The sequence below is a fragment of the Leptospira mtsangambouensis genome, assembly GCF_004770475.1.
Classification (GTDB): domain Bacteria; phylum Spirochaetota; class Leptospiria; order Leptospirales; family Leptospiraceae; genus Leptospira_A; species Leptospira_A mtsangambouensis.
Genome location: NZ_RQHK01000017.1, coordinates 268571 through 293597, shown reverse-complemented (window position 1 = coordinate 293597; position 25027 = coordinate 268571). Strand labels below are relative to the sequence as shown.

General features: G+C 37.4%; 27 protein-coding genes. 14 read left to right on the top strand and 13 right to left on the bottom strand.

Annotated elements, in window-relative coordinates; all coding sequences use genetic code 11:
- Window positions 1-9: 9 nt before the first annotated feature.
- Both EHR01_RS13785 and EHR01_RS13780 read right to left on the bottom strand, forming a co-directional pair.
- Entirely contained in the window at window positions 10-1047 is a 1038-nt protein-coding gene (locus EHR01_RS13785) for a zinc-binding dehydrogenase (protein WP_135695439.1), read from the bottom strand.
- Window positions 1044-1649: a hypothetical protein gene (locus EHR01_RS13780; protein WP_100720684.1), complete on the bottom strand. Its 606-nt coding sequence runs from the start codon at window positions 1647-1649 to the stop codon at window positions 1044-1046. Before EHR01_RS13780 ends, EHR01_RS13785 begins: the two co-directional genes overlap by 4 nt.
- A 99-nt stretch (window positions 1650-1748) precedes the next feature.
- Here EHR01_RS13780 and EHR01_RS13775 point away from each other — a divergent pair, with 99 nt between their 5' ends.
- From EHR01_RS13775 to EHR01_RS13745, 7 genes are all read left to right on the top strand, one after another.
- Window positions 1749-2567, top strand: a complete 819-nt coding sequence (locus EHR01_RS13775) for an adhesin OmpL37 family surface protein (protein WP_167482954.1) — start codon at window positions 1749-1751, stop codon at window positions 2565-2567.
- A 2-nt stretch (window positions 2568-2569) separates the two neighbouring features.
- Entirely contained in the window at window positions 2570-3232 is a 663-nt protein-coding gene (locus EHR01_RS13770; RefSeq protein ID WP_135695437.1) for a rhomboid family intramembrane serine protease, read from the top strand.
- Complete coding sequence (locus EHR01_RS13765; RefSeq protein WP_135695435.1) at window positions 3232-4674, top strand: MDR/zinc-dependent alcohol dehydrogenase-like family protein; 1443 nt, start codon at window positions 3232-3234, stop codon at window positions 4672-4674. The genes EHR01_RS13770 and EHR01_RS13765 overlap by 1 nt, the downstream gene beginning before the upstream one ends.
- A gap of 4 nt (window positions 4675-4678) precedes the next feature.
- Window positions 4679-7129, top strand: coding sequence for a hypothetical protein (locus EHR01_RS13760; RefSeq protein ID WP_135695433.1), 2451 nt, complete (start codon window positions 4679-4681; stop codon window positions 7127-7129).
- Window positions 7126-7548 (top strand): NUDIX domain-containing protein, encoded by a 423-nt coding sequence (locus EHR01_RS13755; RefSeq protein WP_135695431.1) that lies wholly within the window; start codon window positions 7126-7128, stop codon window positions 7546-7548. The genes EHR01_RS13760 and EHR01_RS13755 overlap by 4 nt, the downstream gene beginning before the upstream one ends.
- Window positions 7541-8680: a carbon-nitrogen hydrolase family protein gene (locus tag EHR01_RS13750; RefSeq protein WP_135695429.1), complete on the top strand. Its 1140-nt coding sequence runs from the start codon at window positions 7541-7543 to the stop codon at window positions 8678-8680. The genes EHR01_RS13755 and EHR01_RS13750 overlap by 8 nt, the downstream gene beginning before the upstream one ends.
- Window positions 8681-8779: 99 nt before the next feature.
- Window positions 8780-8977, top strand: a complete 198-nt coding sequence (locus EHR01_RS13745; protein ID WP_135695427.1) for a hypothetical protein — start codon at window positions 8780-8782, stop codon at window positions 8975-8977.
- On the opposite strand, the gene EHR01_RS13740 is transcribed toward EHR01_RS13745, so the two are convergent.
- Window positions 8974-10101 (bottom strand): hypothetical protein, encoded by a 1128-nt coding sequence (locus tag EHR01_RS13740; protein WP_135695425.1) that lies wholly within the window; start codon window positions 10099-10101, stop codon window positions 8974-8976. The genes EHR01_RS13745 and EHR01_RS13740 overlap by 4 nt on opposite strands.
- Window positions 10098-10718: a hypothetical protein gene (locus tag EHR01_RS13735; protein ID WP_135695423.1), complete on the bottom strand. Its 621-nt coding sequence runs from the start codon at window positions 10716-10718 to the stop codon at window positions 10098-10100. The genes EHR01_RS13740 and EHR01_RS13735 overlap by 4 nt, the downstream gene beginning before the upstream one ends.
- 67 nt (window positions 10719-10785) lie before the next feature.
- On the opposite strand from EHR01_RS13735, the gene prfA reads away from it, so the two are divergent.
- The 3 genes from prfA to EHR01_RS13720 all read left to right on the top strand — a co-directional run bounded on the left by prfA (window position 10786) and on the right by EHR01_RS13720 (window position 14202).
- The gene (gene prfA / locus EHR01_RS13730; RefSeq protein WP_135695421.1) at window positions 10786-11847 is read left to right on the top strand and encodes a peptide chain release factor 1; all 1062 of its coding nucleotides are present in this window, start codon (window positions 10786-10788) and stop codon (window positions 11845-11847) included.
- 81 nt (window positions 11848-11928) lie between these two features.
- Complete coding sequence (locus EHR01_RS13725) at window positions 11929-13620, top strand: S8 family serine peptidase (protein WP_135695419.1); 1692 nt, start codon at window positions 11929-11931, stop codon at window positions 13618-13620.
- A gap of 3 nt (window positions 13621-13623) precedes the next feature.
- A complete protein-coding gene (locus EHR01_RS13720) occupies window positions 13624-14202 on the top strand; it encodes a hypothetical protein (protein WP_135695417.1) in 579 nt (192 codons plus the stop codon).
- 25 nt (window positions 14203-14227) lie between these two features.
- On the opposite strand, the gene EHR01_RS13715 is transcribed toward EHR01_RS13720, so the two are convergent.
- Genes EHR01_RS13715 through EHR01_RS13705 form a run of 3 tightly spaced genes read right to left on the bottom strand, consistent with a single transcriptional unit; the run spans window position 14228 to window position 16802 of the window.
- A complete protein-coding gene (locus EHR01_RS13715; RefSeq protein ID WP_135695415.1) occupies window positions 14228-15838 on the bottom strand; it encodes an ATP-binding protein in 1611 nt (536 codons plus the stop codon).
- On the bottom strand, window positions 15835-16440 hold the full coding sequence (locus EHR01_RS13710; RefSeq protein ID WP_135695413.1) for a chemotaxis protein CheX: 606 nt from the start codon (window positions 16438-16440) through the stop codon (window positions 15835-15837). The genes EHR01_RS13715 and EHR01_RS13710 overlap by 4 nt, the downstream gene beginning before the upstream one ends.
- A 2-nt stretch (window positions 16441-16442) precedes the next feature.
- Window positions 16443-16802: a response regulator transcription factor gene (locus EHR01_RS13705; RefSeq protein ID WP_135695411.1), complete on the bottom strand. Its 360-nt coding sequence runs from the start codon at window positions 16800-16802 to the stop codon at window positions 16443-16445.
- 84 nt (window positions 16803-16886) lie between these two features.
- Here EHR01_RS13705 and EHR01_RS13700 point away from each other — a divergent pair, with 84 nt between their 5' ends.
- Complete coding sequence (locus tag EHR01_RS13700) at window positions 16887-17387, top strand: MORN repeat-containing protein (RefSeq protein ID WP_208721781.1); 501 nt, start codon at window positions 16887-16889, stop codon at window positions 17385-17387.
- On the opposite strand, the gene metF is transcribed toward EHR01_RS13700, so the two are convergent.
- Both metF and EHR01_RS13690 read right to left on the bottom strand, forming a co-directional pair.
- Window positions 17352-18239 carry a methylenetetrahydrofolate reductase [NAD(P)H] gene (gene metF / locus EHR01_RS13695; RefSeq protein WP_135695407.1) on the bottom strand — a complete coding sequence of 296 codons (888 nt, stop codon included), beginning with the start codon at window positions 18237-18239 and terminating at the stop codon, window positions 17352-17354. The genes EHR01_RS13700 and metF overlap by 36 nt on opposite strands.
- A 12-nt stretch (window positions 18240-18251) precedes the next feature.
- Window positions 18252-19067 (bottom strand): SDR family NAD(P)-dependent oxidoreductase, encoded by an 816-nt coding sequence (locus tag EHR01_RS13690; RefSeq protein WP_135695405.1) that lies wholly within the window; start codon window positions 19065-19067, stop codon window positions 18252-18254.
- A 59-nt stretch (window positions 19068-19126) separates the two neighbouring features.
- On the opposite strand from EHR01_RS13690, the gene EHR01_RS13685 reads away from it, so the two are divergent.
- Entirely contained in the window at window positions 19127-19882 is a 756-nt protein-coding gene (locus EHR01_RS13685) for a biotin--[acetyl-CoA-carboxylase] ligase (RefSeq protein WP_135695403.1), read from the top strand.
- On the top strand, window positions 19883-20674 hold the full coding sequence (locus EHR01_RS13680) for a type III pantothenate kinase (protein ID WP_004784778.1): 792 nt from the start codon (window positions 19883-19885) through the stop codon (window positions 20672-20674). It begins immediately after the preceding gene.
- On the opposite strand, the gene EHR01_RS13675 is transcribed toward EHR01_RS13680, so the two are convergent.
- The 4 genes from EHR01_RS13675 to EHR01_RS13660 all read right to left on the bottom strand — a co-directional run bounded on the left by EHR01_RS13675 (window position 20663) and on the right by EHR01_RS13660 (window position 23765).
- Window positions 20663-21190 (bottom strand): SGNH/GDSL hydrolase family protein, encoded by a 528-nt coding sequence (locus EHR01_RS13675; RefSeq protein WP_135695401.1) that lies wholly within the window; start codon window positions 21188-21190, stop codon window positions 20663-20665. The two genes, EHR01_RS13680 and EHR01_RS13675, sit on opposite strands and share 12 nt — an antisense overlap.
- 119 nt (window positions 21191-21309) lie before the next feature.
- On the bottom strand, window positions 21310-22746 hold the full coding sequence (locus EHR01_RS13670; RefSeq protein ID WP_135695399.1) for a dolichyl-phosphate-mannose--protein mannosyltransferase: 1437 nt from the start codon (window positions 22744-22746) through the stop codon (window positions 21310-21312).
- Between the two features lie 7 nt (window positions 22747-22753).
- Window positions 22754-23092, bottom strand: coding sequence for an STAS domain-containing protein (locus tag EHR01_RS13665; protein WP_002975971.1), 339 nt, complete (start codon window positions 23090-23092; stop codon window positions 22754-22756).
- 55 nt (window positions 23093-23147) lie between these two features.
- Window positions 23148-23765, bottom strand: coding sequence for a site-specific integrase (locus tag EHR01_RS13660; protein WP_135695397.1), 618 nt, complete (start codon window positions 23763-23765; stop codon window positions 23148-23150).
- Between the two features lie 191 nt (window positions 23766-23956).
- Between EHR01_RS13660 and EHR01_RS13655 the strand changes: the two genes are divergently transcribed.
- Window positions 23957-25027, top strand: a complete 1071-nt coding sequence (locus EHR01_RS13655) for a toxic anion resistance protein (RefSeq protein ID WP_100720714.1) — start codon at window positions 23957-23959, stop codon at window positions 25025-25027.

Here is a 25027-nt window from a genome sequence, read left to right as displayed (position 1 = left end):
CATCAAAAACTATAATTCCGGGTTGATGATAAACCGAATGGGATTTCCTTTTTTTTCTTCCAGTGCATGTAAAAATTCATTTGTATCTTCTAACTTATGAACTCCGCTAATGGACTTGGTTAGACTTAGTTTTTTATCTTTATAAAGTTGGATGAGTTCTGGAATTGCCCTTCTATCAGAACCGTAAGAACCTGTAATACGAATTTGTCTTTCGATCAGAAAAAAAGGCATAGGAATTTCCAATTTGTTTCTGCCAATTCCGACAAGAACAATCCTTCCACCTCGGTTCATCGCTCGAACAGAATTTTCAATATTGGGCATAAAACCAGAAAAGTCGCATAACAAATCAATGCCGCCGGATTTTTCTTTTAAAACTTTACCCACTTGCATGTTTTTTTCGACTAATATGAGTTCATCGGCACCGTATGATTTTGCGTTTTCGAGAGAACCACTATCAATATCGACTGCAAAAATTCTGCCTGCTCCCAATGCTTTGGCAATTGCTACAGCGTGAATTCCCAGTCCTCCACATCCAATGATGGCAACAGTATCTCCTGGTTTAATTTCCCCTTGGTATTTGACGGCATGGTAAGGAGTGGAAACAGCGTCGGCAAGGATGGCACCTTCCGTAAATGGAATTTCATCAGGTAAATTGTGAAGGTAACGTTCTTCGATTTGTAAATACTCAGCAAATCCACCACGTTGGTTAAAACCAAGTACACCGATTTCTTCGCAAAGATTTTCCCTACCCGCCAAACAGTGTTTACATTTTCCACAAGAAGTTCCGGCACTAACAACAACTCGATCCCCTTTTTTGAATCGGGTAACTTGTTCTCCTACTTCCTCCACAACACCCGAAGTTTCATGGCCAGGAACACAAGGGGTATAAGTGGCTTTCATTTTTCCGTGAAGAACCAAATGAATGTCAGAGCCACAAATACCGCAGGCTTTGACTTTGATTTTTACTTGGTTAGAGAGAAGTGTAGGGAGATCTAATTCTTGGATTTCAAGAGATCTTGAACCTTGGGGGAGTACTGCTGCTTTCATTGAAAGATTCCATCTAACTCCGTCAACATATCGCTCGCATCCGTTTCATTTAATTGTTCTAACGTTAATTCGATTGTATCAGTGAGGTAGTATTTATAATTTTTGTATGTAGATAAAAACTCTTTTAGTTTTTCTTTTTCATCATCGGAAAGTCTGTTTTCCAAATTGAGTTTGCATAATGCAAGAACACCAAATGCTGATTTTAACTCATCAGAATTGGAGGCGATGCTAAACAATTCTCGAACGTCAAGTTCAGCAAAAGTAGGAAGTAAATCAGAGATAAGTTCCATCGCACCTATGGGAATGGCACGATCGAGTGATTTGACATAATTCAGTAGTACTCGATAACTTTTGGAATCACCCACATAAGAGAGAAGATACACCATTCCAGAAAGTAAGGACTTATGATAACCCCAACTCAATCGACCAGAGTCGGCTTCCCGAATGATTTGGTAGATCAATGCCCAGATGTTTTTATCCCCATCTGCGGCCAATTTCATCAAATCCAAAAGACGTGATTCCCAGACCGGTTGGTCCATTTCAGATTTAAGGAGGTCGATGGCTTCCAGAGGGGAAGTTGGTAGTGATCCTAACTTTTGCACAGATTCTTCTCCGACATAATACTAGAATATGAGACGTATATGTCTTTTCTTTTTTATCATGCTAATGTTTTCTGCGTACGACCGAAACTATTTGCATAGATGAAACTTTTTTCGGTCATAGTAATGCTCTTTCTGACAGTAATTGGAGAGATGACACCGGATCAGTCCAGTTCCAAGGCAACTCAGTTAATTCGTGTTAGCTACGGACTTAAGGATAACTACGAGTTTCTACGCATTTTAAATTCCACAATCAGCAATCGCGGAACGGACGACCAAAAAAAATACTTCAAACGTTGCGTACAACACCATATCGAATCAGAAATTCTGCATTTGCAAATGGATTTGGGTCGTTCCTATTCTGAACTCCGGAGAACACAAGGTCTACTCATTCAACTGTATATTTATGTATTAGAAGATGAAATCGAAGAACTAGAAGTTGAATTAGGCAGGCTTGCAAGACTTGCCAATGGAAAAGAAAAAACAGAAACAAAATTATACCTTAGATTGGGATACCGTGAAATCGCTGTTGCAAAACAGAAATTACTCGTAGGAAAAAATATTCGGCCTTATTTGTATTTGATGAAACTCCAAGAATTGGCATACTCACTAAAATCGCTGAAACAAGCAGAAAAGTACATTGTCCTTCTTGGATTATTACATGATTCAATCGATGAATTTGATAAAGAAACCAGAACTTTTGCAAATATGGTTCATGAAGTCAACCGAATCATTTTTAACGACCGTGAAAAATACTTACGATTGTTATATGATAGCCACTTTGATTCCTACGGAACTTTGGATTATTATGAACTGATTTGGAAACAACCGGATCTGTATGAATTGGCGACTGGAATCCCTGGATTTGATCCAGCTTATTTCAGAAACCCTGAAGAAGCCAAACCACCAACATTTCAATAGTTATGCGATCATTTATTTGGGAATTTCCCCTCACAGCTGGATTTTCATTATTTCTTTTTTTGTTATACCCAACTGTATCCATTTTTTTTCCTGATTTGATTTCAGTTTATTTTATCGCAACACCTGGCGAATTTGAACCAATCAATTGGATTTTATCTACATTCTTCCACGGATCAGGGGCACATTTGCTTTCGAATTTATTTTTTCTATTACTCCTTGGCCGAGTTGTTGAAAATCGAGTAGGGAAAGCAAGGTGGCTTTTATTTTATTTTATGGCCGGAATACTGTCTGTGTTAGGTGATGCGACTGTTCGGGGTCTGATTTTAGGAGACAGGACTCCCATTGTTGGTGCAAGTGGTGCGATTTCGGGTTTGGCATCTGCTGCCACTTTCTTATCTCCCTTTCGTTTTCCTATCTCCCAAAAAAAATCCATTCCATTCCCGGTTTTTCTTTTTGGTTGGATGATGGTTTATTCTGATATAACCAATTTATTCGCTCGTGATCAAGTAGCACATTGGGCTCATCTTGGCGGTTTTTTTTCGGTCTTTGTAACAAGTTACTTACTTGGAGATAAAGAAAGGAGAGAAATTAGACAGGGCTTTCTTCTCAACTTTACCTTTTTTACATTGACGATCATTCTTCTTTTTTTTATCAACAATAGGTAATGAACTTAAAATTTCGAGCGAAGGATTACACATCCGATGACTCGTTTGAATCAGCTGAATACGAGTATTTTGGCAATGAAACGGAAGGTTGGGAAATCAAACGGAATGGCCAACCCTACCTTCATTTAGGACCTGGTTATATTCCTCTTAAAACGATCTCATGTGGAGTTTGTTCCACAGACATAGACAGACGATTTTTACCTTTCCCACTCCCCCAAATCATAGGGCATGAAGTTCTAGCGGAAGGTCTTGGTGACAACCAAGGAAAACAATTTGTTGTGGAAATTAACGATACCTATGAAGCCCGAGGAGACAAGGACTTGGATCTTTTTTGTAAAGAAGGAATTCCAACCCATTCTCCCGAAAGGCGAGTCCTAGGGATCGACCGTCTGCCTGGTGGCTTTGGCCCTTATATTTTAGCTCCCGTACATGCTGCTATTTCTTTGGAAGGTGTTTCACCGAAAGCCGCCGTTCTGATGGAACCTTTTGCTGCCGCCCTTCAAGCCATCCTTGCTTCCCCTCCCAAATTGGGAGACCATGTGGCTGTTCTTGGACCACGTAGGTTGGGAAGTTTGATCTTGGCAGCTCTTGCTTCATACAGAAAATCGAATCGTTTAAACTTTCGCATAACGGCGATCACTCGCCATGATCATTTGGTCACATTATCCAAAGCAATGGGTGCCGATGAAGTGATTGATCTTCGCAAAACGGATATTAGTGAAATTAAAAATCAATTTGATATTGTTTATGATACCACTTCGACTACTTCAGGATTTGAATCTGCTTTAGAAATTGCAAAACGCGAAGTGCATCTCAAAACAACGAATGGCCAAGTGATGGCAGGGATTGCCCATTTAACCGAACTTGTAGTGGATGAACTTTCGATTCTTCCGTATTCAGAACAAAATGTATCCTTTCATTGGAAAAAAGAAAATCGTAAAAACCAAAACATATTTGTTTTTGGCGGAGTTTCCAAATCAATCAAAGAGAATCTAAAGAATCAATTTACTGTCTACGAAGGAAGTGCCTCAGAAGCAGAGAGTATTCTAAATTCTGATTTATTTTCGAATCGATTGCCTCGATTTGATTTGGTAGTAGTTTCTAATCCAGAGGAACTAAGTTTAGCCATTCGTCCTAATCCAAAACATGAAAATTCATTGGTCCGTCCGCGTGGAGCAATCCTTGTAGATACAACAAGTGAAGATAATTGGTCGGATGACTCGCGTTTGGTCGCCAAGTTCTTTGCAAATCAAAAAGAAATACATAGTTCCCGTTGCGGGGATTTTCATATGGCGATTTCGCTTCTTCGTGACAATCCTGAGATCACACATGCATTAGAAACAAATTTAATCTCCCATCGTTTTTCATCAGACCAACTGGAAGAGGCATATGCAACTGCTAAAGATCCATCAAGTGTTAAGGTAGTTGTCGATTTTAAATAGCTTTATGACAGAAAAAAAACAGATACATACTTCCTTAGGTCCTGTCCTCGTTCCTGTAGAAGATGGCCTTTGGGAGATAGATCTAACCCACCTAAGGATATTTTTTGGACTTTCAATTCTTTCTAGGACCATAGGTGAAGAGATTGGTAACCAATTACATTCTTTACCAGGCGATTTGTCTTTTACCTATAAAATAAATCCAAACATCAATCATGAATTGGTGGATATGCATATCCAACATGTGCAAGTTTTTGCTAGAGCCGGGATTTTAAAAGACTGGGTATTGTTTCGCGAACAATTTGAAGAAAATTTACGTTTTGTATTTGGATCTTTTCAACAGCAGTCGGTAGCTAAAAAAATCCACCCAGAGTTTTATGGAGAAGATCCGAATCGAAATTCCTCGGTGGCACTCTTATTTCCTTTTGAAGCTGAATTTGTTCACTCTTCTGGTTATTATATTCTAATGGAAAGAGTATCCAGTCAATATCGGATTGGGGACTTTTTTCTTCGCATAACAATAGATACGCAAGAAGATGGATGTTTGAATTTATCAAATATCAAACATGAAATTATTAGTGATGCACATACAAGAACTTATATTGCAGGGGCTTCAAAAATCAGTGAATCATTAAGCAATGGAATGATCAACGCCGCTCAAAAAGGGGAGACTTTTTACGAAGAAGAAAATAGCCATTTTAGTAAGGTATTTTCTCAAATCGAAAAAACGCCTCTTGGAAAACTAACAAACATTAATTTTTATTGGGAAGAGCAGTATCGAAATTTGATTTTAAGTTCTGATCCCAGTTTTTCATTGTCCATTCTCAAAAAACTTTTCCTTTTATTAGAAGATTCTTCGGCATCGAAAAAAATTAAAGAAGGAAATACCATTCGAGCCATCATAGGAAAAGTTTCAGTGTATGTTGATCTTTCCCGTTTGGATCGAGTTTTAAATTTTAGCATCAATCAAAAACGAACCTTACTCGACTCTTCCTTCTATTTAAAACGAATGCCTATGTTGGAAGAAATTGCAAATTCCCAAGGACATTCGTTTAATTTTGAAGGTGTTCATGTTTTTTTAATTCACCATATTACATCAGAAATTATTTCACTAATCGAGACATTTAGAAGGCTAAAAGTTAGTTCGTTAGATGTCGCCTTTGTAAAGTACGGCGGAAATATACCACCAGTATATTTAGATATTCTATTGGATATTCCTACAGAAACGTTCTTTATGGCAGGTTTGGAATTCAAACTCACAAAAAACAATACTCCGTATTATGGAGTGTCTCCGTTGTATAGTGACTTTGAAACACATTCAACTTTTCGTCATAAATTAGAAGATGCGAAACTTGGTTTTTTTGATGCGATGAGGCAGTTGGCAGTTTTTCTTTTTTTAAACAAGTTATTAGGCTTAATTGAGAAAAATGAAAAGATAATTTTAATTGAAGATGGCGGTTATGTTGCGCCTGTGTTAAATGAGCGTGCATTAGATGGGCGTTCATTTGGCGATGTACTAGATGAATTTTGGGTAGAAATCAAAGACCGATCCATTCGAGAAAAGTCATTTGCAGAAATTTTAAAAACTGCAGTGATCGGTACTGTTGAACATACACGAAACGGATATGATCGTTTGGTGAAAGTGAAGGCTGAGAGATCCAACTTATTTTTACCTTCTTTTTCCATTGCAATTTCGAATGAAAAAACCAAAGAAGAATCTAAAGAAGTGGCTCGTTCTATACTAAATGCATTGGATAATACTTTGCACGGAATCGGTAAGGTACTTTCTAAACGGAAGGTTCTTTTACTTGGATCCAAAGGGAACATTGGTGGATTTTTAAAACAGTATCTAATTGGCGGATTTCTTCATGAAACCAATTTGGACATTTTAGAAGTAGATCGAAAGTTCGAGTCTGAAACTAGATTCAGCAAAACAAATTTTGCCAATGTATCCGATTCTGAATTTGCAGAAATTGATTTGATCATTGGTGTTACTGGTGAATCCATTATTTTGCCAAAAACTTGGGAATCTTGGATTTTAACAAGTAAACACAAACAATTGTACATTGCTTCTGGTTCCACAAAAACAGTGGAGTTTTCAGATTTTATTAAATGGATCAATGAGTTGAATTTATCCGATAGTCCAAAGTTAGGTGGTGAGGATCTTGTGATTTCTTTTGGTAGAATTCTGGATCCACAAACACAAATGGACTTAGGATCTAAAATTATATTTAAAATAAATAAAAAACAAATTGAGAAAGAAGTTTTTCTAATTAGCGATGGAAGTCCGGTGAATTTTTTGTTTTTTGGTGTTCCTACAGAATCAATGGATCCGATCATTTCGCAACTTGCTAGTGTTTCTTTAGGAATGGTTAATTATTATAAATCTAAAAATCTTCCGAATCCAGATTTATATGCAGTTGATCACCAAATTAATGTTTGGGGAAAGTTTTTGTGAGCAACCACGGTTTTTTTCAAATTACTCAAAAGTTATTTCTTCGGGATGGAAATCAATTATTAGTTCTGCGTGATAGAAAGTCTGGCCATGGAGATTTACCTGGTGGCCGTATGAATGAAGATGAATTTTTTTCGGATTGGACCGAAAGTATTTTTCGGGAAATAAATGAAGAATTAGGCGATCAAATTAAAATTGATGTAAATCCTGAACCAATTTTTATACATAAACATAGGGTAAATGAAGGAAATTTCCCTTGTGTCATCATTGCTTATTCTGCCAAACTATTGGAAGGAAAAATTCAGTTATCTGATGAACATGACTATATGGACTGGGTTGATATAACAAAGTTTAATCCAACCAATCTTTTTTCGGAGTATATGTTGGATGCAGTCCAACTTTATTTAAAAAAATATGCATAATTTATATGTTCCACCATACAAAATTCTCATTTTTATCGTTTTATTTGGTTTTGGTTTTTTCTCTGCATCTATTCTAAAAGATGATCAAACAGCCTTACCTAAGTTTGATATACCTACACCAGACTTAAGTTTTGATTTTAAATTCGATTTTAATTTTAATAAACCTGAAGTAGATGAAGAAATTTTAAAACCTGTTAAAACTTGGACTGATGTAAATCTACAAACCAATGGTGTTGATAGAAAATACGGGAACCTAGTCGGAATTCAACTGGTTTTAAAACCAGAAGACTTTGTAAAAGAAGAATGGTGGCGTGAACGAATTGACGAAACATTGAACAAAGGTAAATCTTCTGGAATCTTTGATCGTAAAACGATTGTGATTCTTCCTGAACATACTGGAACAGGATTAGTGTTTTTAGATGAAAAATCCAGATTTTTAAATGCAGACTCTTTTGATTTAGCTTTGAAAACAAAAGGGGAAAATTTTACAAGTTCCGATTTATTTTATTTAAAAGCCGAAAAAATGGCTGAAGTTTATGTTCGAACTTTTTCTGAATTAGCGAAACAGTACAATGTTCCTATCTTAGCTGGTACGATCATTTTACCAAACCCAAAGATTGTAAAAGGTGGTCTTGTTCTCGATTCCAAAGGGCCACTTTATAATGTAGCCATTCCTTTTTCCGCTGATGGAAAATTAATGGAACCTCTTGTTAAAAAAACTTTATTAACAGAAGAAGAATCAACTATTCTTTCTCCTGGCGAGGCTACTCAAGATCGCGTTTGGATTGTGCCAGGTTGGAAGGTTGCAATATTCATTGGGCAAGAAGTGTTTGATGCGAATCTTTATAACCGACTAGTAGGAAAACCTATTGATGGTTTGATTTCACCTTCCTCTTCTTATCCCGAAATGAAATGGCAATCTTATAATTTAGAAGATTCTAATGTATGGAAACAAGAAGGTTTGGCAAAATACATAAAATCAACTAAGGCCCAAGACCTTGTACAAGTGTTTCTTGGTGGGCAGTTATATGGAAAAAATTGGAATGGGAAAACGTATAATCTTCGCGACTTTTCCAATGAAGATCAGGTGGGATCGGTAGAAACGCCAACGATCTTAAATTTGTACTTTTAATTTTTGGGTGGTACACTCACTTTTTGAATCTTTAATTTTGGGATCGGCACTAAAATCGATTTGACAGGGGATTCCTTTCCACAAAAAATTTTCAGAGTTATGGCGCAGAAGTCCCTTCCTAAAAATGAATTTTATGTAAAATGCCCTTTGTATACGAAAGGACTCTCTATTTGTCCTAGTGCCAAAGACCGTTTACAAACAGAGGATTTGGACAGACTGACGGCCCATTGCATCACAGATACTTACAAAACTTGTGATATTTTCTCGGCTAAAAAGGAAAAAGAACAGGCAGCTTAGCCATCATTCATTTTTCTCACTTTTTTAAAATAATCGTAAATCATCCAATCTTCTGCTGAAAAATTAAGATCGTCCAACACTAGTTCCCCGCGTTTACTTTCGTAGATAATTTTGTCTCCGGCCACACCCCAAAGTCTTTCGATAAAGAATGGAAAATGTTCCTTTTTACCGGAAACCTTCCATTTCATCGGTTGGTTGGGGTCATTCTGATTGGTGGCAATAAATTCATCTTTCCCGCTGAGACGCCAGGAAAATGCTTCGCGAGTGACAATAGGAATTCCTCGATTGATTGAAGGAGTTTTCCCTTGGTGGTAGACAACTTCTTTGAGATAAAGATCACCAATTTTTCCACCGACAACATATCCTGAATTGCCATTATGATAATAAAACCTTGGTAATACGATGTCCTTTGAAAGTAGAGTGACTCTTTTCGTTTCCATATTTAGAAAGAATAAATTATATGAACCGCCGATTCCAGACCAAATGAGAAATTCATTTCCAATAGATGTGATATGGTAATGCGTTTTTAATTTTGGGTAAGGAGTTGGAAACAAATCCCCCGAAATGAATTTTTCTGGTTTAGAACCATTCCCTGTTTTTTCAACGAAGAGTTGATTTTCAAAAAAATATAACAACAAATCACCAGAATTGGTCATTGTCATTCCTGTTTTACATGGAATATGTACGATGGATTCATGTTCGAGTGAAGAATCCGAGGTGGAATATCCAAACAAAGCACAACCACCATACTGTTTTAGAGGATATTGGACTGCCACATAATTTCCATTAGCTGAAACTTGGATGGAGTCTGGTCTAAGTTTCAATTCAATTGAATTTCTGTTATCATTAACCAGATCTTTGAAAAATAAAGTTTTGTTTTCTGTCCAAACAATTTTGGTTCTATCTTCGGAAAGAGCAAATAACCTAGGTTGGTTTGGTTTATTTTTGGATAGAATTTCTGATGTTGATCGATTGGCAGAAAGCCTATCTTGTAATAAAGCCAGTGCTTTTTCGTATTTTTCTTTTGAGATTAAATCTTCTATTTCTGAAACTAAGGATTCATGTTTTGATTGGCAAGAGAAAAGAATAAAGACGATTGAGATTAAAAAAGAAAATAATTTCACTGAGACTCCAATAACTCTCTGATTTCCTCTGCGTGGATTTCTTTGGAAAAAAGATCCATTGCAGTTTGGCCAACACGTTTTGTATCATAATAGGCAAAGGTTCCTGTAACCACTGCACCACCAATTGGGATCCAACGCGCAAATTGTTTACGAATGATGGATTTTGAAATCAGTAATCCTAATTTTTCCAACATGGTTTGGAATACTCTAACGGTGGTTGGGCGAATTAAAATTTTTAAAGATGATTCTTCGATAATTTTACGAAATACATGAGCGCCACCATGTTTGAATAGACAATAGAGTAATAGTTCTTTTGTGACTTGTACTTCTTTTCCATAAAGTGCTGCGATGTCCAAAATCAAATGGCCTTGGATTCGATACATAAAAAGTAATTCAGGAAGGATGCTGAGAATCCCTAAAGGGCCTGGTGGAAGAGAGCAAGTGGCACTGACGAGCCCAGATTTAAAGGAAGCATTTTGGACCAATTCCCGAATCAAATCGTCAGGAGGCTGGATTGTTGGTGCGTAGGGACTTCGATAATCCTCTAAGCCGGCAAATAATTCGATTATGCCGTCTAAAAAACCTGCCGATTGGGCCTGAGATGGTGTTTCGTTCACTGGTTTCTGAATTCCTCTTTAGATTTTAGTTTATCAAAAACAGGCATTCTATATCCTTTCCATAGACATGATAGATAGATTGAAAAAAATTCAAGAAAAATACCTGCGTATCGAGGATGAGCTCTCCAAGGCCACCGCATCTGATACATTGAAGAATCTATCGAAAGAAAGATCTCGCCTAACGCCCGTATATACAAAAGCTGACGAATATTTAAAAATTACAAAAGACTGCCAAGACGCAAAATTACTTCTTGAATCGGAAAGTGATCCTGACATGCATTCCATGTTAAAATCAGAAGTGGATGAAGGCGAAAAAAAATTAGAAGAGTTGGCGAAAGAACTCGAAATTATGTTATTACCTCCCGATCCAAATTCTGGTAAAAGCATTTTGGTTGAAATTCGTGCTGGAACGGGTGGGGACGAATCTGGATTGTTTTGTGCTGATTTATTTCGTATGTACAATAAGTATGCGGACAAACAGGGGATTCGTGCAGAAATCATTGATGCAAGTCCAACGGGTATTGGCGGATTCAAAGAGATTGTTTTTTCCCTTGATGATGATAGGGCCTATGACTTATTTAAATTTGAATCAGGTACTCACCGTGTCCAAAGGATTCCAGAAACGGAATCTGGTGGTAGGATTCATACCTCAGCTGTTACTGTTGCCATCCTTCCAGAAGCAGAAGAAAAAGAAGTGGAAATTCGGGAAAGTGATCTCCGGATAGACGTCTATCGTTCGTCAGGTGCAGGTGGTCAGCACGTCAACACAACAGACTCTGCGGTTAGGATAACCCATATTCCCACAGGGATTGTAGTTGCTTCCCAAGAAGAACGTTCACAAATCAAAAACCGTGATAAGGCAATGCGCGTATTGCGAGCAAGGATTGTCGATCAGATGGCTGACGCCGCAAAACAAAGTGCTGATGCTCTCAAAAAAGCACAAGTGGGGTCTGGAGATAGATCGGAACGAATTCGAACCTACAATTTCCCTCAAGGACGATGTACGGATCATAGAATTGGTTTTACGAGTCATAATTTGTCGGCAATTATGGAAGGCGATTTGGATGAATTGATTGATGCTTTGGTCCAAGAGGACCGGTCGAAGCGACTGGCTGAAGCAAAGGCATAAAAAAGATTTCAAATATCTCTGGAATTCGATTGATTCCGGCTGTTCGACTGTTATAAAGAGTAGGTCAGGAATTTCCTTCAGATGAATCAATTGAAAACTACAATTTCCATTCTAACTTTGGTAAGTGTTTTTTTTGGGAATTGTAATCCAGTCAATAAAAATGACCCTTTCAGTGATGCTCTATTCTATGCTTTCTTGTTTCAGGCGATTGGCAACGCACAAGAAGAAAACTGCAGTTTTTCTCCCGTCAATGCAGATTCACTTTTTAATGACCAATGGCATTTACGCAACATTGGCCAATCGGGAGGAACGGTAGGCGAAGACTCAAATGTCAATCCCGTATGGAACCAAGACATTTCTGGAAATAAGGTGATTGTCAGTGTTGTGGATGATGGCCTAGACACAAGACATGAGGATCTCTCAGCAAATATATCAGTCACAGCCAGAGGACTAAATCTTTTAAATAGTACCATTTTTCCTAACCATACCTACTCCAATAGTTTTCATGGAACTGCCGTTGGTGGTGTCATTGCGGCTCGCGGTGGGAATGGCGTTGGTGTTCGTGGTGCTGCCCCCTGTTCTAAGTTAGTTGGAGTAAATATCTTAGAAAAATCTACGATTTATACTTCAGATGAATACCGAGCAATGATAAACGAAGCTTCTCGTGTTTCCATTTCGAACAATAGTTGGGGGTCTCCAGATGGGTATGGATGGCTATGGCCATCTAGTTCTCTTTGGCAACAAGGTATCAATGAAGGCATCCGAACAGGAAAATCTGGAAAAGGAACTGTTTACGTTTGGGCCGCAGGGAATGGAGCCAACGGCGGAAGCATCCCTGCACCAATCCTTGTGGATAATGCAAACTATGATGGTCAGGCAAATTTTTACGGAGTGATGGCTATCGGCGGGATCGGACAAAATGGAGTGAAAGCAATTTACTCCGAATCAGGTGCAAATCTATGGGTTGTTGCACACACACAGGGAAATAGTGCAACTGCGTATACCACGGCAATTTCTACAACAGATGCTACGGGTACTTCTGGAATCAATGCAGGTGGAACATCGGGAGATTATTCATTTGCAAATTATACAAAAAAATTCAACGGAACATCTTCTGCCACTCCTCTTGCCGCAGGAGTGATTTCCTTATTATTAAGTTATCGTCCAGATTTGACCTGGCGTGATGTAAGAGAGTTAGTTGCTTACTCTGCACGAACCAACGATCCTGGGGATACAGATTGGACAACGAATGCAGCAGGGTTGAATATCAATCATAAATATGGATTTGGTGCCGTAGACGCAGCAAGTTTAATTACCAGTGCAGGTACATGGACTCCAATTACTAAACCACAAATCATTGATACCCAACCATTGTTATCACCAAATACGCCGATCCCAGATAATGATTTAGTAACAGGTGCTACTGTTAATTACAATGTAACTTCTAGTATTACTTACATCGAGTATATTGATGTAGAATTTACATCACACCATAGTTATTTTCCAGAATTGTTCATTCGTATCACTTCACCTAGTGGTACTTCAAGTTTCCTTTCAGAAGCTCATGCTTGTGCAAATCCATATAGTGGCAATTTGTGTTCTTCAGGGAACACCTCCATCGCTTCTATGACAGGTTCAGCAACTTATCGATTTGGATTGGCACGCAACTTAGGAGAAAATCCAAATGGAGTTTGGACCATCAGAGTGTTTGATGCAAGTGCGACTGATACTGGTTCAATCAATGCTGTGCAACTACGCATTTATGGGAGGTAACCAATGAATCAGAAATTCAAAAGGATCGTTCTTATTTATTTAGTAATTTTAGGTTTAGGATTCTTTTTGTTTCCTTTGCAAGCAGACCCAAAAGACCCACCTAATTCAATTACCTTTGTGGAAGGCGGAGTTACTAAAACATTTTATAGAAATCCAAATGTTGTAGCTGAGTTCGTTGACCAAAAACAAGCACAAGACAACCAACTAAACCTACAGGGAAAAAAAGGGATTAAAACAGGTTGGAATGTGCGACCTACTGGAAAAGAGTTATTTGCTAAATCATCTAAGTCGACAACAGCCACAAAAGTTACTGAAGTATATTCAACAGCTGTGGGTATGGGACCTCATATTGTGTTGCCCGGGATTTTAATTGTAACATTTTCGAGTGACCAATCGCAAGAAACTCTAGAACGAATTGCCAAAAAACATGGAGTTCAAATTCAAAACAAGTTTTCTCCTCGTTTGGTTAGTTTTCAAACGGAACCTGGATTTGTATCTTTGGAAAAGGCAAATGGAATTCTGTCGGAACCAAATGTGTTGGAAGCTTATCCTGATACAGCAGTTGAAAAAAGTTTAAAGTAACTTTCGCATAACATATGTGAATTGGTTACATAACGAGGTAAAAATACATTAGTTTCAATATCTCTTGTTTTCTTACAGGTTTGGGTAAGTAGGAAGTGATTCCTGCTAAGAAACTTTTGCTTATATCATCCTTTTGAACATTTGCAGAAATTGCAATAATTGGTACGGAATCACTAGCTCTAACTTGATTGGCGAGTTCGATTTTTCTAATTTCTCTAGTAGCTTCCAATCCATCCATTTCCGGCATTTGCATATCCATCAAAACTATATCAAACTTTTCCGATTTGAATTTTTCTAATGCTACTTTCCCATTGTATGCGGTAATAATTTCGATCGGATATTTGCGAAAAAAAGTTTTGATGATAAAAACGTTTTCTTCGGAATCTTCTGCTAAAAGAATTTTACACTCAGGAAAGTTTTCTGGTTCAGGGAGTTCTAAATTGAGCCAATGTTGGTGGATTCCTGAAATACGTTTGATAAAACCTTCATACGGAATTTCGAAAATAAATTTTGATCCTATAGACACCTTACTGATAACATAAATATCCCCACCCATGAGCTGAATTAACTTTTTGGTTATTGTTAAACCAAGCCCGGTTCCCCCATATTTCCTTGTCGTTGAGCTATCCACTTGAGTGAAACTTTCGAAAATGGATGTCAATTTTTCACTCGGAATACCAATCCCCGTGTCTTCTACGGAAATTTTTAGATTCTTTTTATTTTCGCTTAATAAACACTCTACGGTAATTTTTCCCTTTTCCGTAAATTTCATCGCGTTGCCCAATAAATTGATTAGTACTTGTTGTAATCGAGTGGAATCTCCTGCAATACTCTCTGAAATTTCATCTTCTACATGAAACGATATTTCGATACCCTTTGCTTTTGCTTTCATATAGAATAAAGAGATTGTTTCACTCAATAGGTCACGTATCGAAAAATGGATATGTTCCATTTCCAATTTTCCTGATTCAATTCGCGACAAATCTAAAATGTCATTGATAATATTAAAGAGAGCCTTTCCTGAGTTTCGTAGGACTGTTAAATATTCTTGTTGCTCTTCTGTTAACTCTGTTTCGTTTAAGGTATCAGTCATACCTAGGATTGCATTGAGTGGAGTTCTAATTTCATGGCTCATTGAAGCTAAAAAATCTGTTTTTGCTTGTGATGCTTTTTGTGCTTCGATTTCCCTTAGGTTTGCCAAATTCATTTGTTCTCGCAAAAGTTTTTCACGGACAACCTGTTGAGATACGTCTGAAATTTGGATCATACAAAAATGATCTGTCTCATTTTCAATAGAAATAGGAATGATATGTAAATACTGATAAATACGTTCTTCAGATTCTCTTTTTTTTTCATTATCATATAGAGGAAACGGAAATGGATTTAGAGTATGTGTTAATATGGAGTATTGAGAATAATCCAAACAAAGTTCAATAGATTTATATGTTCGTGTATTTTTGAGTTCAGGAAAAATTTTTAAAAAAGGAGAATTTTCTAAATCTGCTTCTTTAAATCCAGAGTTTTTAAGAAACCAACTGTTGACTAAAACGATATTAAGATTTTGATCCAGAATAAGGATTCCAATTCCGGACTTTTTGATAATTGTTAGTAAATGTTTTTCACTGAGAGTATTCACTGTTTCAACTTTTCTATGAGTACTCTAGAAAGGTTTTTGATACTTTCGAAATTAAGAATGAAAAATATATATCCTTTGATATCTTTACCACTTAGTTTATAGTCGATAAAAACTAAAAGGATTGAGTTGTCTTTTTTGGGATTTCTTCTTAAAAGAAGATCTTCATACTTGCCGGCAAAAAATTCAGGAATATGAGTTTCAATTTTATAATCGGACATTTTTGCCAAATTTGATAAGATGGCATTTAGGATAATATTGCCGATTTCACTTAGTGCATCTTTTTCAAACTGAGAAACTTCATTGAGTGCAACATAGTCTTTCATCATCATTTTGACAATTTCCAAACTTGCACTTTTATGAAATAAAAGAAAAGCTGATCCTTCACCGATTCCACCAATAAACTTTTGTTCTATGGTGCAAACTTCTTGGTTCGCTAGGTATTCAATATTTTTGGCTTCTTCTGTGTTAATGAGTTTTAGACTTGGGACGGTTAATAAAATTTCATCCGAGATCATTTCGCTCATTAACTTTGCGGCCCCACCCAAACTTATATTGAATAACTCACACAAAGAATCTCGTTCTATTTCAGTTAGAAAATTCATATTTAGTCCAGATGTGGGATAATTTTTTCAGCAGTAACGGGTTTTTCTACAAATTCGATTCCAATGGATTTTGCTCTATTTCTAATCGCATCTTGAATGTTTGCAGTAATTAATATGATTTTTGTATCGTTATAATTTTTTTTGAGTTCTTCAGCTAAATCCAAACCGGACAAGATCCCCGGCATGTTTTGATCCAACGTGAAAAAGTCGATGTCTTGATTTTCGGACAACAAAGTTTTGGCATCGTCTGCGGAACTTGCCTCCAAAATCTCCCATTCTGGGTATTTGTCTAAAATAATCTTTCTGATCATTAAACGAGTAACAGTACTATCGTCTACGATCAGTGCTTTTTTTTGTGACATATGTATTGCCTTAATTCCGAACTAGTTTTTATTTGAGACTTATACTTACTAATTGACGGAAAAAAATCCATCTCCCAGCCATTCATGCGTCCCAAATATTTATTATTATTATTTTTATCCCTTTTCTGCCTCTGCAAGTCGAACCAAAAAATCTGCGAAGGAGAAAATTGCAGGAATGGAAAATTTCTCGTTCAATATGAAAACGGTGATCGTTTTGAAGGCGAATTCTTTGAAGATGTCAAACATGGTTCAGGAATTTATCAATATTCTAATGGAGATATTTTTGAAGGTGAATACCAGTTTGGTTATAAAGAAGGAAAAGGTATTTATCGTTATGCGAATGGTGACAAGTTTATTGGTCCCTATAAAAAAGGCAAACGACATGGATTCGGAAAATATCTTTTCTCTGATGGGTTGGTGTTAGAAGGAAATTGGGAGAATAACGAACTACAAGGTCAATCGAGGATCGTAAATGCGAAAGGGAGTTTGGTATTGGAAGGAATTTGGAAAGATAGTCGGTGGATAAGTATCTCACCGACTCAGACGTCCTCAACCAATGCTGTCGAAATTTCTAATCCCGAGTGATTCGTAAATTCTTCTTGTCGCCTTAGACTTGTTAAGCGTATACATGTGGATGCCAGCAATTTTGTGATCCAATAAATCCCTTACTTGTTCTGTGGCCCAATGAATGCCAACATTTTCTGCATAAACATCATCTTCCGCACGAGAAAGAGATTTTAATAATTTAGCTGGGAAGTTGGTTCCAAGTGACAATTCTGCCATTCGAGCCATTCCTTTTCGAGAAGTGATAGGCATAATCCCTGCGATAATCGGAACTTTGATTCCGGCAATTTCACAACGTTCTACAAAATCATAAAAATCGTTATTATTAAAAAATAGCTGGGTACAAATATAATCTACACCTTGGTCTACTTTCCATTTCAAATATTCGATTTCTTTTAAACGATTGGGCGTAGAGGGATGGCCTTCTGGAAAACCAGCTACTCCAATTCCCAACTCTGGAAATTCTTTTTTGATAAACCCGACCAATTCACCAGCAAATTCAAATCCATTTTCTGTTTTGTGAAATTCCGTTTGGCCTTTTGGTGGATCACCACGTAGTGCCATGATGTTATGGATTCCACTTTTTTGGTATCGTTTCAGAATTTCTCGAATTTCATCTTTTGTTGAACCAACACAAGTAAGGTGACTAACAATCGTTAGCCCAGTTTCTTCTTGTAGTTTTACCACAAGGTCATGAGTGAGATCTCTTGTCGATCCCCCAGCTCCATAAGTGACACTTACATAAGCTGGGTTCATTTGAGACAATTCTTGGATGTTTCGGAACAAATCCTCGGAAGCTTCGGCATTCTTTGGGGGAAAAAATTCAAAGCTGATGGTTGTTTGTTTTTTACCGAGGATCTGAGAAATATGCATAAAACCTATCCTCTAAACAGGAATATTTTTCTCAAGTCCCTTGTTGGCTAATAGCCAACCTTTTGATGCTTTTGTTTTAACCGCCAACCAGAGCGAAAATTTGGGAAATAAGGCGGGTAGGATGACAATGGAGGCCCGCAAATAAGACGGAACCAAAACTTCACCAGGATTCTTTTGGATCGCTTTGACAATGGCATCTGCAACCTGAGAAGGTTCAATCACTGGGGTGAAAAGAGAGGGATTGACTCCGTCGATCATTCTGGTATTGACCATTGTTGGACAAATCCAACTAACACCGATTTGGGTATCATAAAGCTCCATTTTTAAAGCTTGGGAAAACCCAACCATTGCGTGTTTCGTTGCTGAATAAGTTACAGTTCCTTCTGTACCAAATTTTCCGGCGATACTTGCTAAATTGATAATTGCCGCTTCTTTTTGTTCCCGCAGGATAGGAAGAGAAAGATAAACCAACTTCATGGGTCCGGCCACATTGATTTGAATTGCCTTACTCCAGACGGAAAAATCCTTTCCTTCGTAATATCCGCTGGGAGCAATCCCGGCATTATTGACTAAAATTTGGAAGGTCAGTTTTTTCTTTTGGATTTGTTTGATTAGAGATTCTATCTCTGATTCTTTGGAAAGGTCGCAAGCAAAGCCGTAAAATTTTCTACCAAGCGATTCCACTTTGGTTTGGATTTCTTTTAGGATTGGTAGTTTGATATCTACACCTATAATATCATTCCCTTCTTTGGCCAATCGTTCTGCTGTTAAAGCTCCGATTCCCATACCACAACCAGTGACAAGTACTGTATTTCCAGATAGTTTCATACTTTCAATCTAATAGATTTTTTACTTTCGTCAATCCGAATCGAAAGAGAAATAGACGCATGGAATATAGATTGTTAAAATCAGAATTGGGTCATAGGCTTCCTACTGTCACTTCCACCAACGAGTGGATTCGTGATGAAAAAATTCCTTTTGGTTCATGGGTGATTGCTGAAGAACAAACTGCGGGGAAAGGCCGCGGACAGAATGTTTGGCAATCGTTAGGTGAAGATCCTTTGATTTTTTCCGGGAAAATTAGAATTTCTGCAGCGGAAATTTCCCTTCCTTTGTTATCCATATTTGTATCCTCTGCTGTTTTAAAAACCACTTATCATTTTTTTCCAGAACGAGAACAAGATACAACCGTCAAGTGGCCGAATGATATCTATCGCGGAGATAAAAAAGTAGCAGGAATATTGGTTCAATCCGAATTCACAAATGGGATTTTTGAAGTGGTGATTGGAATTGGACTCAATTTTTTTGGAAGGAGTATTCCTGAAACTTTGAAAGAGAAGGCTACTTTTTTATGTGACGAACCATTGAGTGAAGGTATTTTAGAAAGATTTGTCAATCAGTTGATTCTAGACATCAACCAAGCTGTGATTTCCTTACTCGACCAAGGACAAATTTTAAAGGATTTGGTTTGGATCGAAGATCATTCCTTATTAAAACACAAAGTCATTGAAACCGAATGGCAATCCAGAATGGTTCGTGGCCGTGTTTTGGGAATTGATGAATTAGGATTCCTTCTCATTATGACGGAAACCGGCGAAAAGATTGAACTTATGGACACTTCACCAAATTTTCGGATTATATAAATGTCAGAATCACCATTATTATTAGTAATCGATGTAGGAAATACAAACACTGTATTTGGAGTTTTTCGTGAAGGTGAGGATACTCCTGATTTTCATAAGAGAACGGTAACTCGAAGGGATCGAACTTCCGATGAACTTGGTCTTTTTTTGAAGGGATTTTTAACACAAGAGAATGTAAAAGCTGATCGAGTGAAAATGGCTATTTATTCTAGTGTTGTTCCTTCTTTGAATCCAATCGTAGAACGAATGTTAGAGGATTGGTTTAATGTAAATCCACTACGTGTTCATTACCAAATGAAACTTAACTTTGGTATTAGTTATCCACGCCCCTTTGAGATTGGTGCAGACCGATTGGTAAACGCAGCCTATTGTGCCAAAACCTATCCTGGAAAAAAAGCAATCCTCGTTGATTTGGGAACTGCCACTACCTTTTGTGTCATTAGCGAAAAACCAGAATATGTTGGTGGAGTCATTGCTCCAGGTTTAAAAATTTCTATGGACGCATTAACGCGTAACACCGCCCAACTTCCTCCTATCGTTTTTGGTTCTCCCAAACGCGTATTAGGTGAATCAACGGTAGAATCAATTCAGGCTGGATTTTTCTTTGGTTGGATTGGACTATTGAAAGAAATTGTAAGAGCGATTAAAGAAGAACATCCTGGTGATTATGTGGTAGTTGGTACTGGTGGTCTTGTTACCACTATTCATGCTTCGCATAACCAAGTGTTTGATGAAATTGATCCAATGATGACTTTAAAGGGTCTCAAAATCCTCGCAGATTTAAATTCCTAATATTTTTTTGCGGTATGCTTCTCCCATGAGTTCATACCCCAATTGATTGGGGTGAATGGGATCAGAGACCGGATACAATGGGATTTCTCCTGGATTCGATTCAAATAACAATTCGATTTCTACAAAATCGACATTGGGTTTTGTACCTTTCAGTTGCCGAAGGATTTGGTTGTTTGAACGAATGATTTCTCGAATAGAAGACATATTGGTTAATGGAATGGTTGTTAAAAGGATCTTTGTAATTGGAGAGGATTGCAAAATAGAGATTAATTCTAATGTTCTCGATTCAAAACCACTGGTTCCATAGACCATTGCATCGTTGGTCCCTAATTCTATGATCCAAAGATCAGTTGGAATTTCAGTCATCCGATTTCGGTTTTGTAACCAGTCTTCTGTTGTATAACCGGCAACTGAAATATCGGTGATTTTGAACTCTTGAGGTAGTTTTGTTCTTAATCCAAAACCATCAGACCACTGCCCTAGAGAGTCTCCAACAATTGTTATGCGTTTCTCCAAAGATAGTCCTCCTAAAAGAGATAAAAAATGATTTGTTGGATGATCGGAATGATAACAACTGAAACAAAAAAGAAAACTGAAGATTGGAACCAATAAAGTTCTGAATAAAAACCGCTCATTCATTTTTTTGTGTACACAATGGTTTTATAGTGTAACCAATGATTACTTGGAACGGGTATTTCCCATTCCTCTCGATTCCATGCGGATTTTTTTAAAATATCTTTGATCACATGGTTGATGAGTTGGTCATCATAAAATACAAAACTATCTCGGGATTGAATGGTTTTGATGTATGCCTCGGAAGGAATGTCTAGTTCTCCCGGAATAAATTCTAAAATATTCAAATCGGGTCTTTTCTTTCGTAAGTCAAAGTACGGATCGGGAAGTGCCTGCAGATAAACAAATTTGGAATTTTTTAAACTCATTTCCAAATGTTGGAAGTGGGATTCAAGAATTTGTTTGGAATCAGTTCGAAACCAATGGATGTGATTTGTATAAAGTAAGCTGGAAAGTGATAGTATGATTCCGAAAAAAGCGATCTTTGAATCAAACCCTTTTGTGTCGCATAACAAAGCCATCCCAAATGCGAGTGGGTACAAAATATGAAAAACATACCATCCTTCGGATGAAGTGTATAAAGACAAAAGAACTGAAAAAATCCAAATCCAAAATACGATCCACTTTTGATTCAATGTCTTGAATTCTTTGAGTGTTCGAAAGGCCAAAAAGACTAAAGCGGTAAGTTCGATTACAATCACAATCAAACGAACTTTGGAAAATCCAAATCCAAAAGAAAAAACTTTTAGTTTGTCAATCAGGGTGAATGTTTGGAGTAAATTTCTTTTGCGTGTGAGTTGAGCACCAAATTGAATTTCAAACCAATCCCAATTGGGATGAATGTAATACAACCAACAAATGATAGGTAGGATTCCTCCGAGAATGAACCAAGGAAAATATCTGATTCCAAAGTTTCTCCATACCAAAAATAAAGTTACTAATCCAAAGGATGCACCGATAGGATGTGATAATGAAGATAAGGAAAGAGCAACTCCAGCTAACAAGGGAGACCAAAAATTCGTAAATCTTTTGTTAGTTGCAAAAAGTAGACTCAGGATAAAGAAAAATGCAGTAAGTCCTTCCATTCTTGCTGCTGTTCCAAAACGGAAAAGTAAAGGTTCCCACAATAAACTGGCCAAAGCAATTTGGCTTGCAAACTCTGAGACGGATTGTCTTCGCAAAAGAATATAAAATCCTAAACCAGTAAGATAAACGATGAAGGCATTCGCAATGCGAACAGTTGTGAGTGAGTCAGGAAAAACAGAGAGTGTGAAGCCAGAGAAAAGAAAATATAAGGGAGGCATCCATAAAGTTTTGGATTCCATACCGGGGATTAGTCCATTTAAAACATTGGTTTGGAAATGACCTTCGGTTGCAAATGAGAGGGAAGGAGAAAAAAACAGAACTTCATCAGGCCAAACAACCGGGAAGATATCCAGGTTGATCCAAACCTGGAAGAAAAAAAGTGCAGAGATAATGAAGAACGAGGCGTAAGCCACGTGGATTTTATTTAGAAAGGGAATTAACGGCTTCTTGTTCCGTTTCAAAAACTTCGAACAAGTCCAGAAGCTCTACTACATCGAATACCTTTTTGACAGGGGGTGTGATGCAACAGAGTTTTAACTTTCTTCCTTGTTTGTCCAATTCTCGAACCATCCCAACAAAGATACGAATTCCAGAAGAAGAGATATAGGAGATAAGCTCTAAGTTGATGATAATATCTCCCTCGCCGTTTTGCACGTCGTCGGCCAATTTGGCCTCCACTTCATCCGAATGGGTAATGTCCAAACGACCGTTAAGGTGTACGAGTGTGTGCTTTCCGATTTTTTTGGTCTTTATTTCCAAGGCGAGCCTACTTGGAGACTAGAATCTCTGAAAACACCAAAGGTTCAAGAAATTTTTACGCTGCTTGGTTTTTGTTTCGGTTAAAAAGTCGCGGATCTGTTCGTTCTTCGACCGGAATGTGCAATAATATTCTTTGCTTGGTGGAGCGAGTGGTTCTATGTCCCAAAAACTCTTGGATTTCCCAAACAGGAAAACCTTTTTTGAAAAGATCTAATGCGATCACATCACGAAGGAAGGGTATGTGGATTTCTCGTGAAATGAGGTTACTTGCATTCTTAAGAATTTTCTGAACTGTTCTCGTGCGTAACTTTCCATAACGGCCAGGGAATAAATAATCTGTAGGAGAAAATTCAGACGAGTAACGATAAAGCTCCAAAGCCAAATTAGGCTCAAGGAAGATCTTCCTTCTTTGCAAACGACCACCGTTCTTTAATTTAAAGATAGTGCGTTCCGCATTGAAGTCAGATATTTTGAGATGGATGAGTTCAGGGAGTGAAAGGCCGGTACATACCAAAAACTTAATGATTAAGTAATGATGGTAATTTCGGTAGCGGAGTCGTAACAACAGAGTTCGTACTTCTGATTGGTCAATCAAACGGTTGTCAAGTGTTGTCACATCAACAGTCAGAACTTGTGGGAGGAGGGCAGGTAATTTCAAATCTTTATTTAGCATATTTTTTCTCGCAGGAATGTATCAGTTATAACAATCCATGCAATCAAATTGTCACCAAACCTCAGTTTTGGATCGAATTTTCAGAGAAATAAATTTACTAGTTCATGTTTTCGCACCTTCGTGTTTTCTGCTTGATTCATATTCAAAAAACGATCCTATCTTTATGAGAAAAGATAAAGGACAGAAACTCAATGGACTCTTTGGAACTGAAAACGAATGACCCGGAACTCCAACTGACAAAGGAAGATTTACAAAAGGTAGAGGAGCTAACTGGACAAATCAAACTCAATAGTCCAAACGATGTAGTTTCCTACGGAGCCTCTGCTCAAGCGAAGGTTTCTGAATTTGCCGATAAGGTTTTATCTGAAATTAAGACTAAAGATTCGGGATATGCTGGTGAACTGTTAAACAATTTATTATTCAAAATCAAAGATTTAAATTTGGATAGTTTTGCAGGTGAGGGTGGGACATTATCGAAGATTCCACTCATAGGTGGTCTTTTTGACGCTTCCAGAAAGTTTTTGGCAAAATTTGAAGATCTGCAGTCCCAAATTGAAAAAATTGTGGATGAGTTACACACTGCACGCACGAACCTAACAAAGGACATAACATTATTGCAGGCGTTATATGAGAAAAATTTGGAATATTTTAAAGAAATCCAAGTGTACATAGCTGCTGGTGACCAAAAGGTAAAAGAACTACGAGACAAAATCCTTCCCGAAATGTTAGAAAAAGCAAAAGCCCAAGGGGATACTTTGGCTTCACAGCAGTACCAAGATATGGTGCAAATGGTGGACCGATTTGAGAAAAAAATCCATGATCTAAAACTTACTCGTATCCTTTCGTTACAAACAGGACCTCAGATTCGACTCATTCAGAACGGGAACCAAGTCCTTGTTGAAAAAATTCAAAGTTCAATTTTAAATACCATCCCTCTTTGGAAAAATCAAATCGTGATCGCATTGGGTTTGTTACGCCAAAGGAAAGCTTTGGAAGCACAAAAAGAAGTTTCCAAAACAACAAACGATCTAATCCAAAAAAATGCTGAAATGTTGAAGTCGGGAACGGTAGAAATTGCGAGAGAGTCGGAAAAAGGAATCATTGAAATTGATACATTAAAATCAGTGAATCAAAAGTTAATCGAAACCATTACAGAAACTTTAAAAATTCAAGAAGATGGACGCCAAAAACGAAAATCTGCAGAACAAGAAATGATCAAAATTGAGTCTGAAATCAAACAAAAACTCTTGGAATCAAAATAG

What these genes read in the sequence shown, in the direction of transcription:
- EHR01_RS13785 (WP_135695439.1), bottom strand. Translation starts at nt 1,047, where the DNA reads ATGAAAGCAGCAGTACTCCCCCAAGGTTCAAGATCTCTTGAAATCCAA.
- EHR01_RS13775 (WP_167482954.1), top strand. Translation starts at nt 1,749, where the DNA reads ATGAAACTTTTTTCGGTCATAGTAATGCTCTTTCTGACAGTAATTGGA.
- EHR01_RS13770 (WP_135695437.1), top strand. Translation starts at nt 2,570, where the DNA reads ATGCGATCATTTATTTGGGAATTTCCCCTCACAGCTGGATTTTCATTA.
- EHR01_RS13765 (WP_135695435.1), top strand. Translation starts at nt 3,232, where the DNA reads ATGAACTTAAAATTTCGAGCGAAGGATTACACATCCGATGACTCGTTT.
- EHR01_RS13760 (WP_135695433.1), top strand. Translation starts at nt 4,679, where the DNA reads ATGACAGAAAAAAAACAGATACATACTTCCTTAGGTCCTGTCCTCGTT.
- EHR01_RS13750 (WP_135695429.1), top strand. Translation starts at nt 7,541, where the DNA reads ATGCATAATTTATATGTTCCACCATACAAAATTCTCATTTTTATCGTT.
- EHR01_RS13745 (WP_135695427.1), top strand. Translation starts at nt 8,780, where the DNA reads ATGGCGCAGAAGTCCCTTCCTAAAAATGAATTTTATGTAAAATGCCCT.
- prfA (WP_135695421.1), top strand. Translation starts at nt 10,786, where the DNA reads ATGATAGATAGATTGAAAAAAATTCAAGAAAAATACCTGCGTATCGAG.
- EHR01_RS13725 (WP_135695419.1), top strand. Translation starts at nt 11,929, where the DNA reads ATGAATCAATTGAAAACTACAATTTCCATTCTAACTTTGGTAAGTGTT.
- EHR01_RS13720 (WP_135695417.1), top strand. Translation starts at nt 13,624, where the DNA reads ATGAATCAGAAATTCAAAAGGATCGTTCTTATTTATTTAGTAATTTTA.
- EHR01_RS13710 (WP_135695413.1), bottom strand. Translation starts at nt 16,440, where the DNA reads ATGAATTTTCTAACTGAAATAGAACGAGATTCTTTGTGTGAGTTATTC.
- EHR01_RS13705 (WP_135695411.1), bottom strand. Translation starts at nt 16,802, where the DNA reads ATGTCACAAAAAAAAGCACTGATCGTAGACGATAGTACTGTTACTCGT.
- EHR01_RS13700 (WP_208721781.1), top strand. Translation starts at nt 16,887, where the DNA reads ATGCGTCCCAAATATTTATTATTATTATTTTTATCCCTTTTCTGCCTC.
- metF (WP_135695407.1), bottom strand. Translation starts at nt 18,239, where the DNA reads ATGCATATTTCTCAGATCCTCGGTAAAAAACAAACAACCATCAGCTTT.
- EHR01_RS13690 (WP_135695405.1), bottom strand. Translation starts at nt 19,067, where the DNA reads ATGAAACTATCTGGAAATACAGTACTTGTCACTGGTTGTGGTATGGGA.
- EHR01_RS13685 (WP_135695403.1), top strand. Translation starts at nt 19,127, where the DNA reads ATGGAATATAGATTGTTAAAATCAGAATTGGGTCATAGGCTTCCTACT.
- EHR01_RS13680 (WP_004784778.1), top strand. Translation starts at nt 19,883, where the DNA reads ATGTCAGAATCACCATTATTATTAGTAATCGATGTAGGAAATACAAAC.
- EHR01_RS13660 (WP_135695397.1), bottom strand. Translation starts at nt 23,765, where the DNA reads ATGCTAAATAAAGATTTGAAATTACCTGCCCTCCTCCCACAAGTTCTG.
- EHR01_RS13655 (WP_100720714.1), top strand. Translation starts at nt 23,957, where the DNA reads ATGGACTCTTTGGAACTGAAAACGAATGACCCGGAACTCCAACTGACA.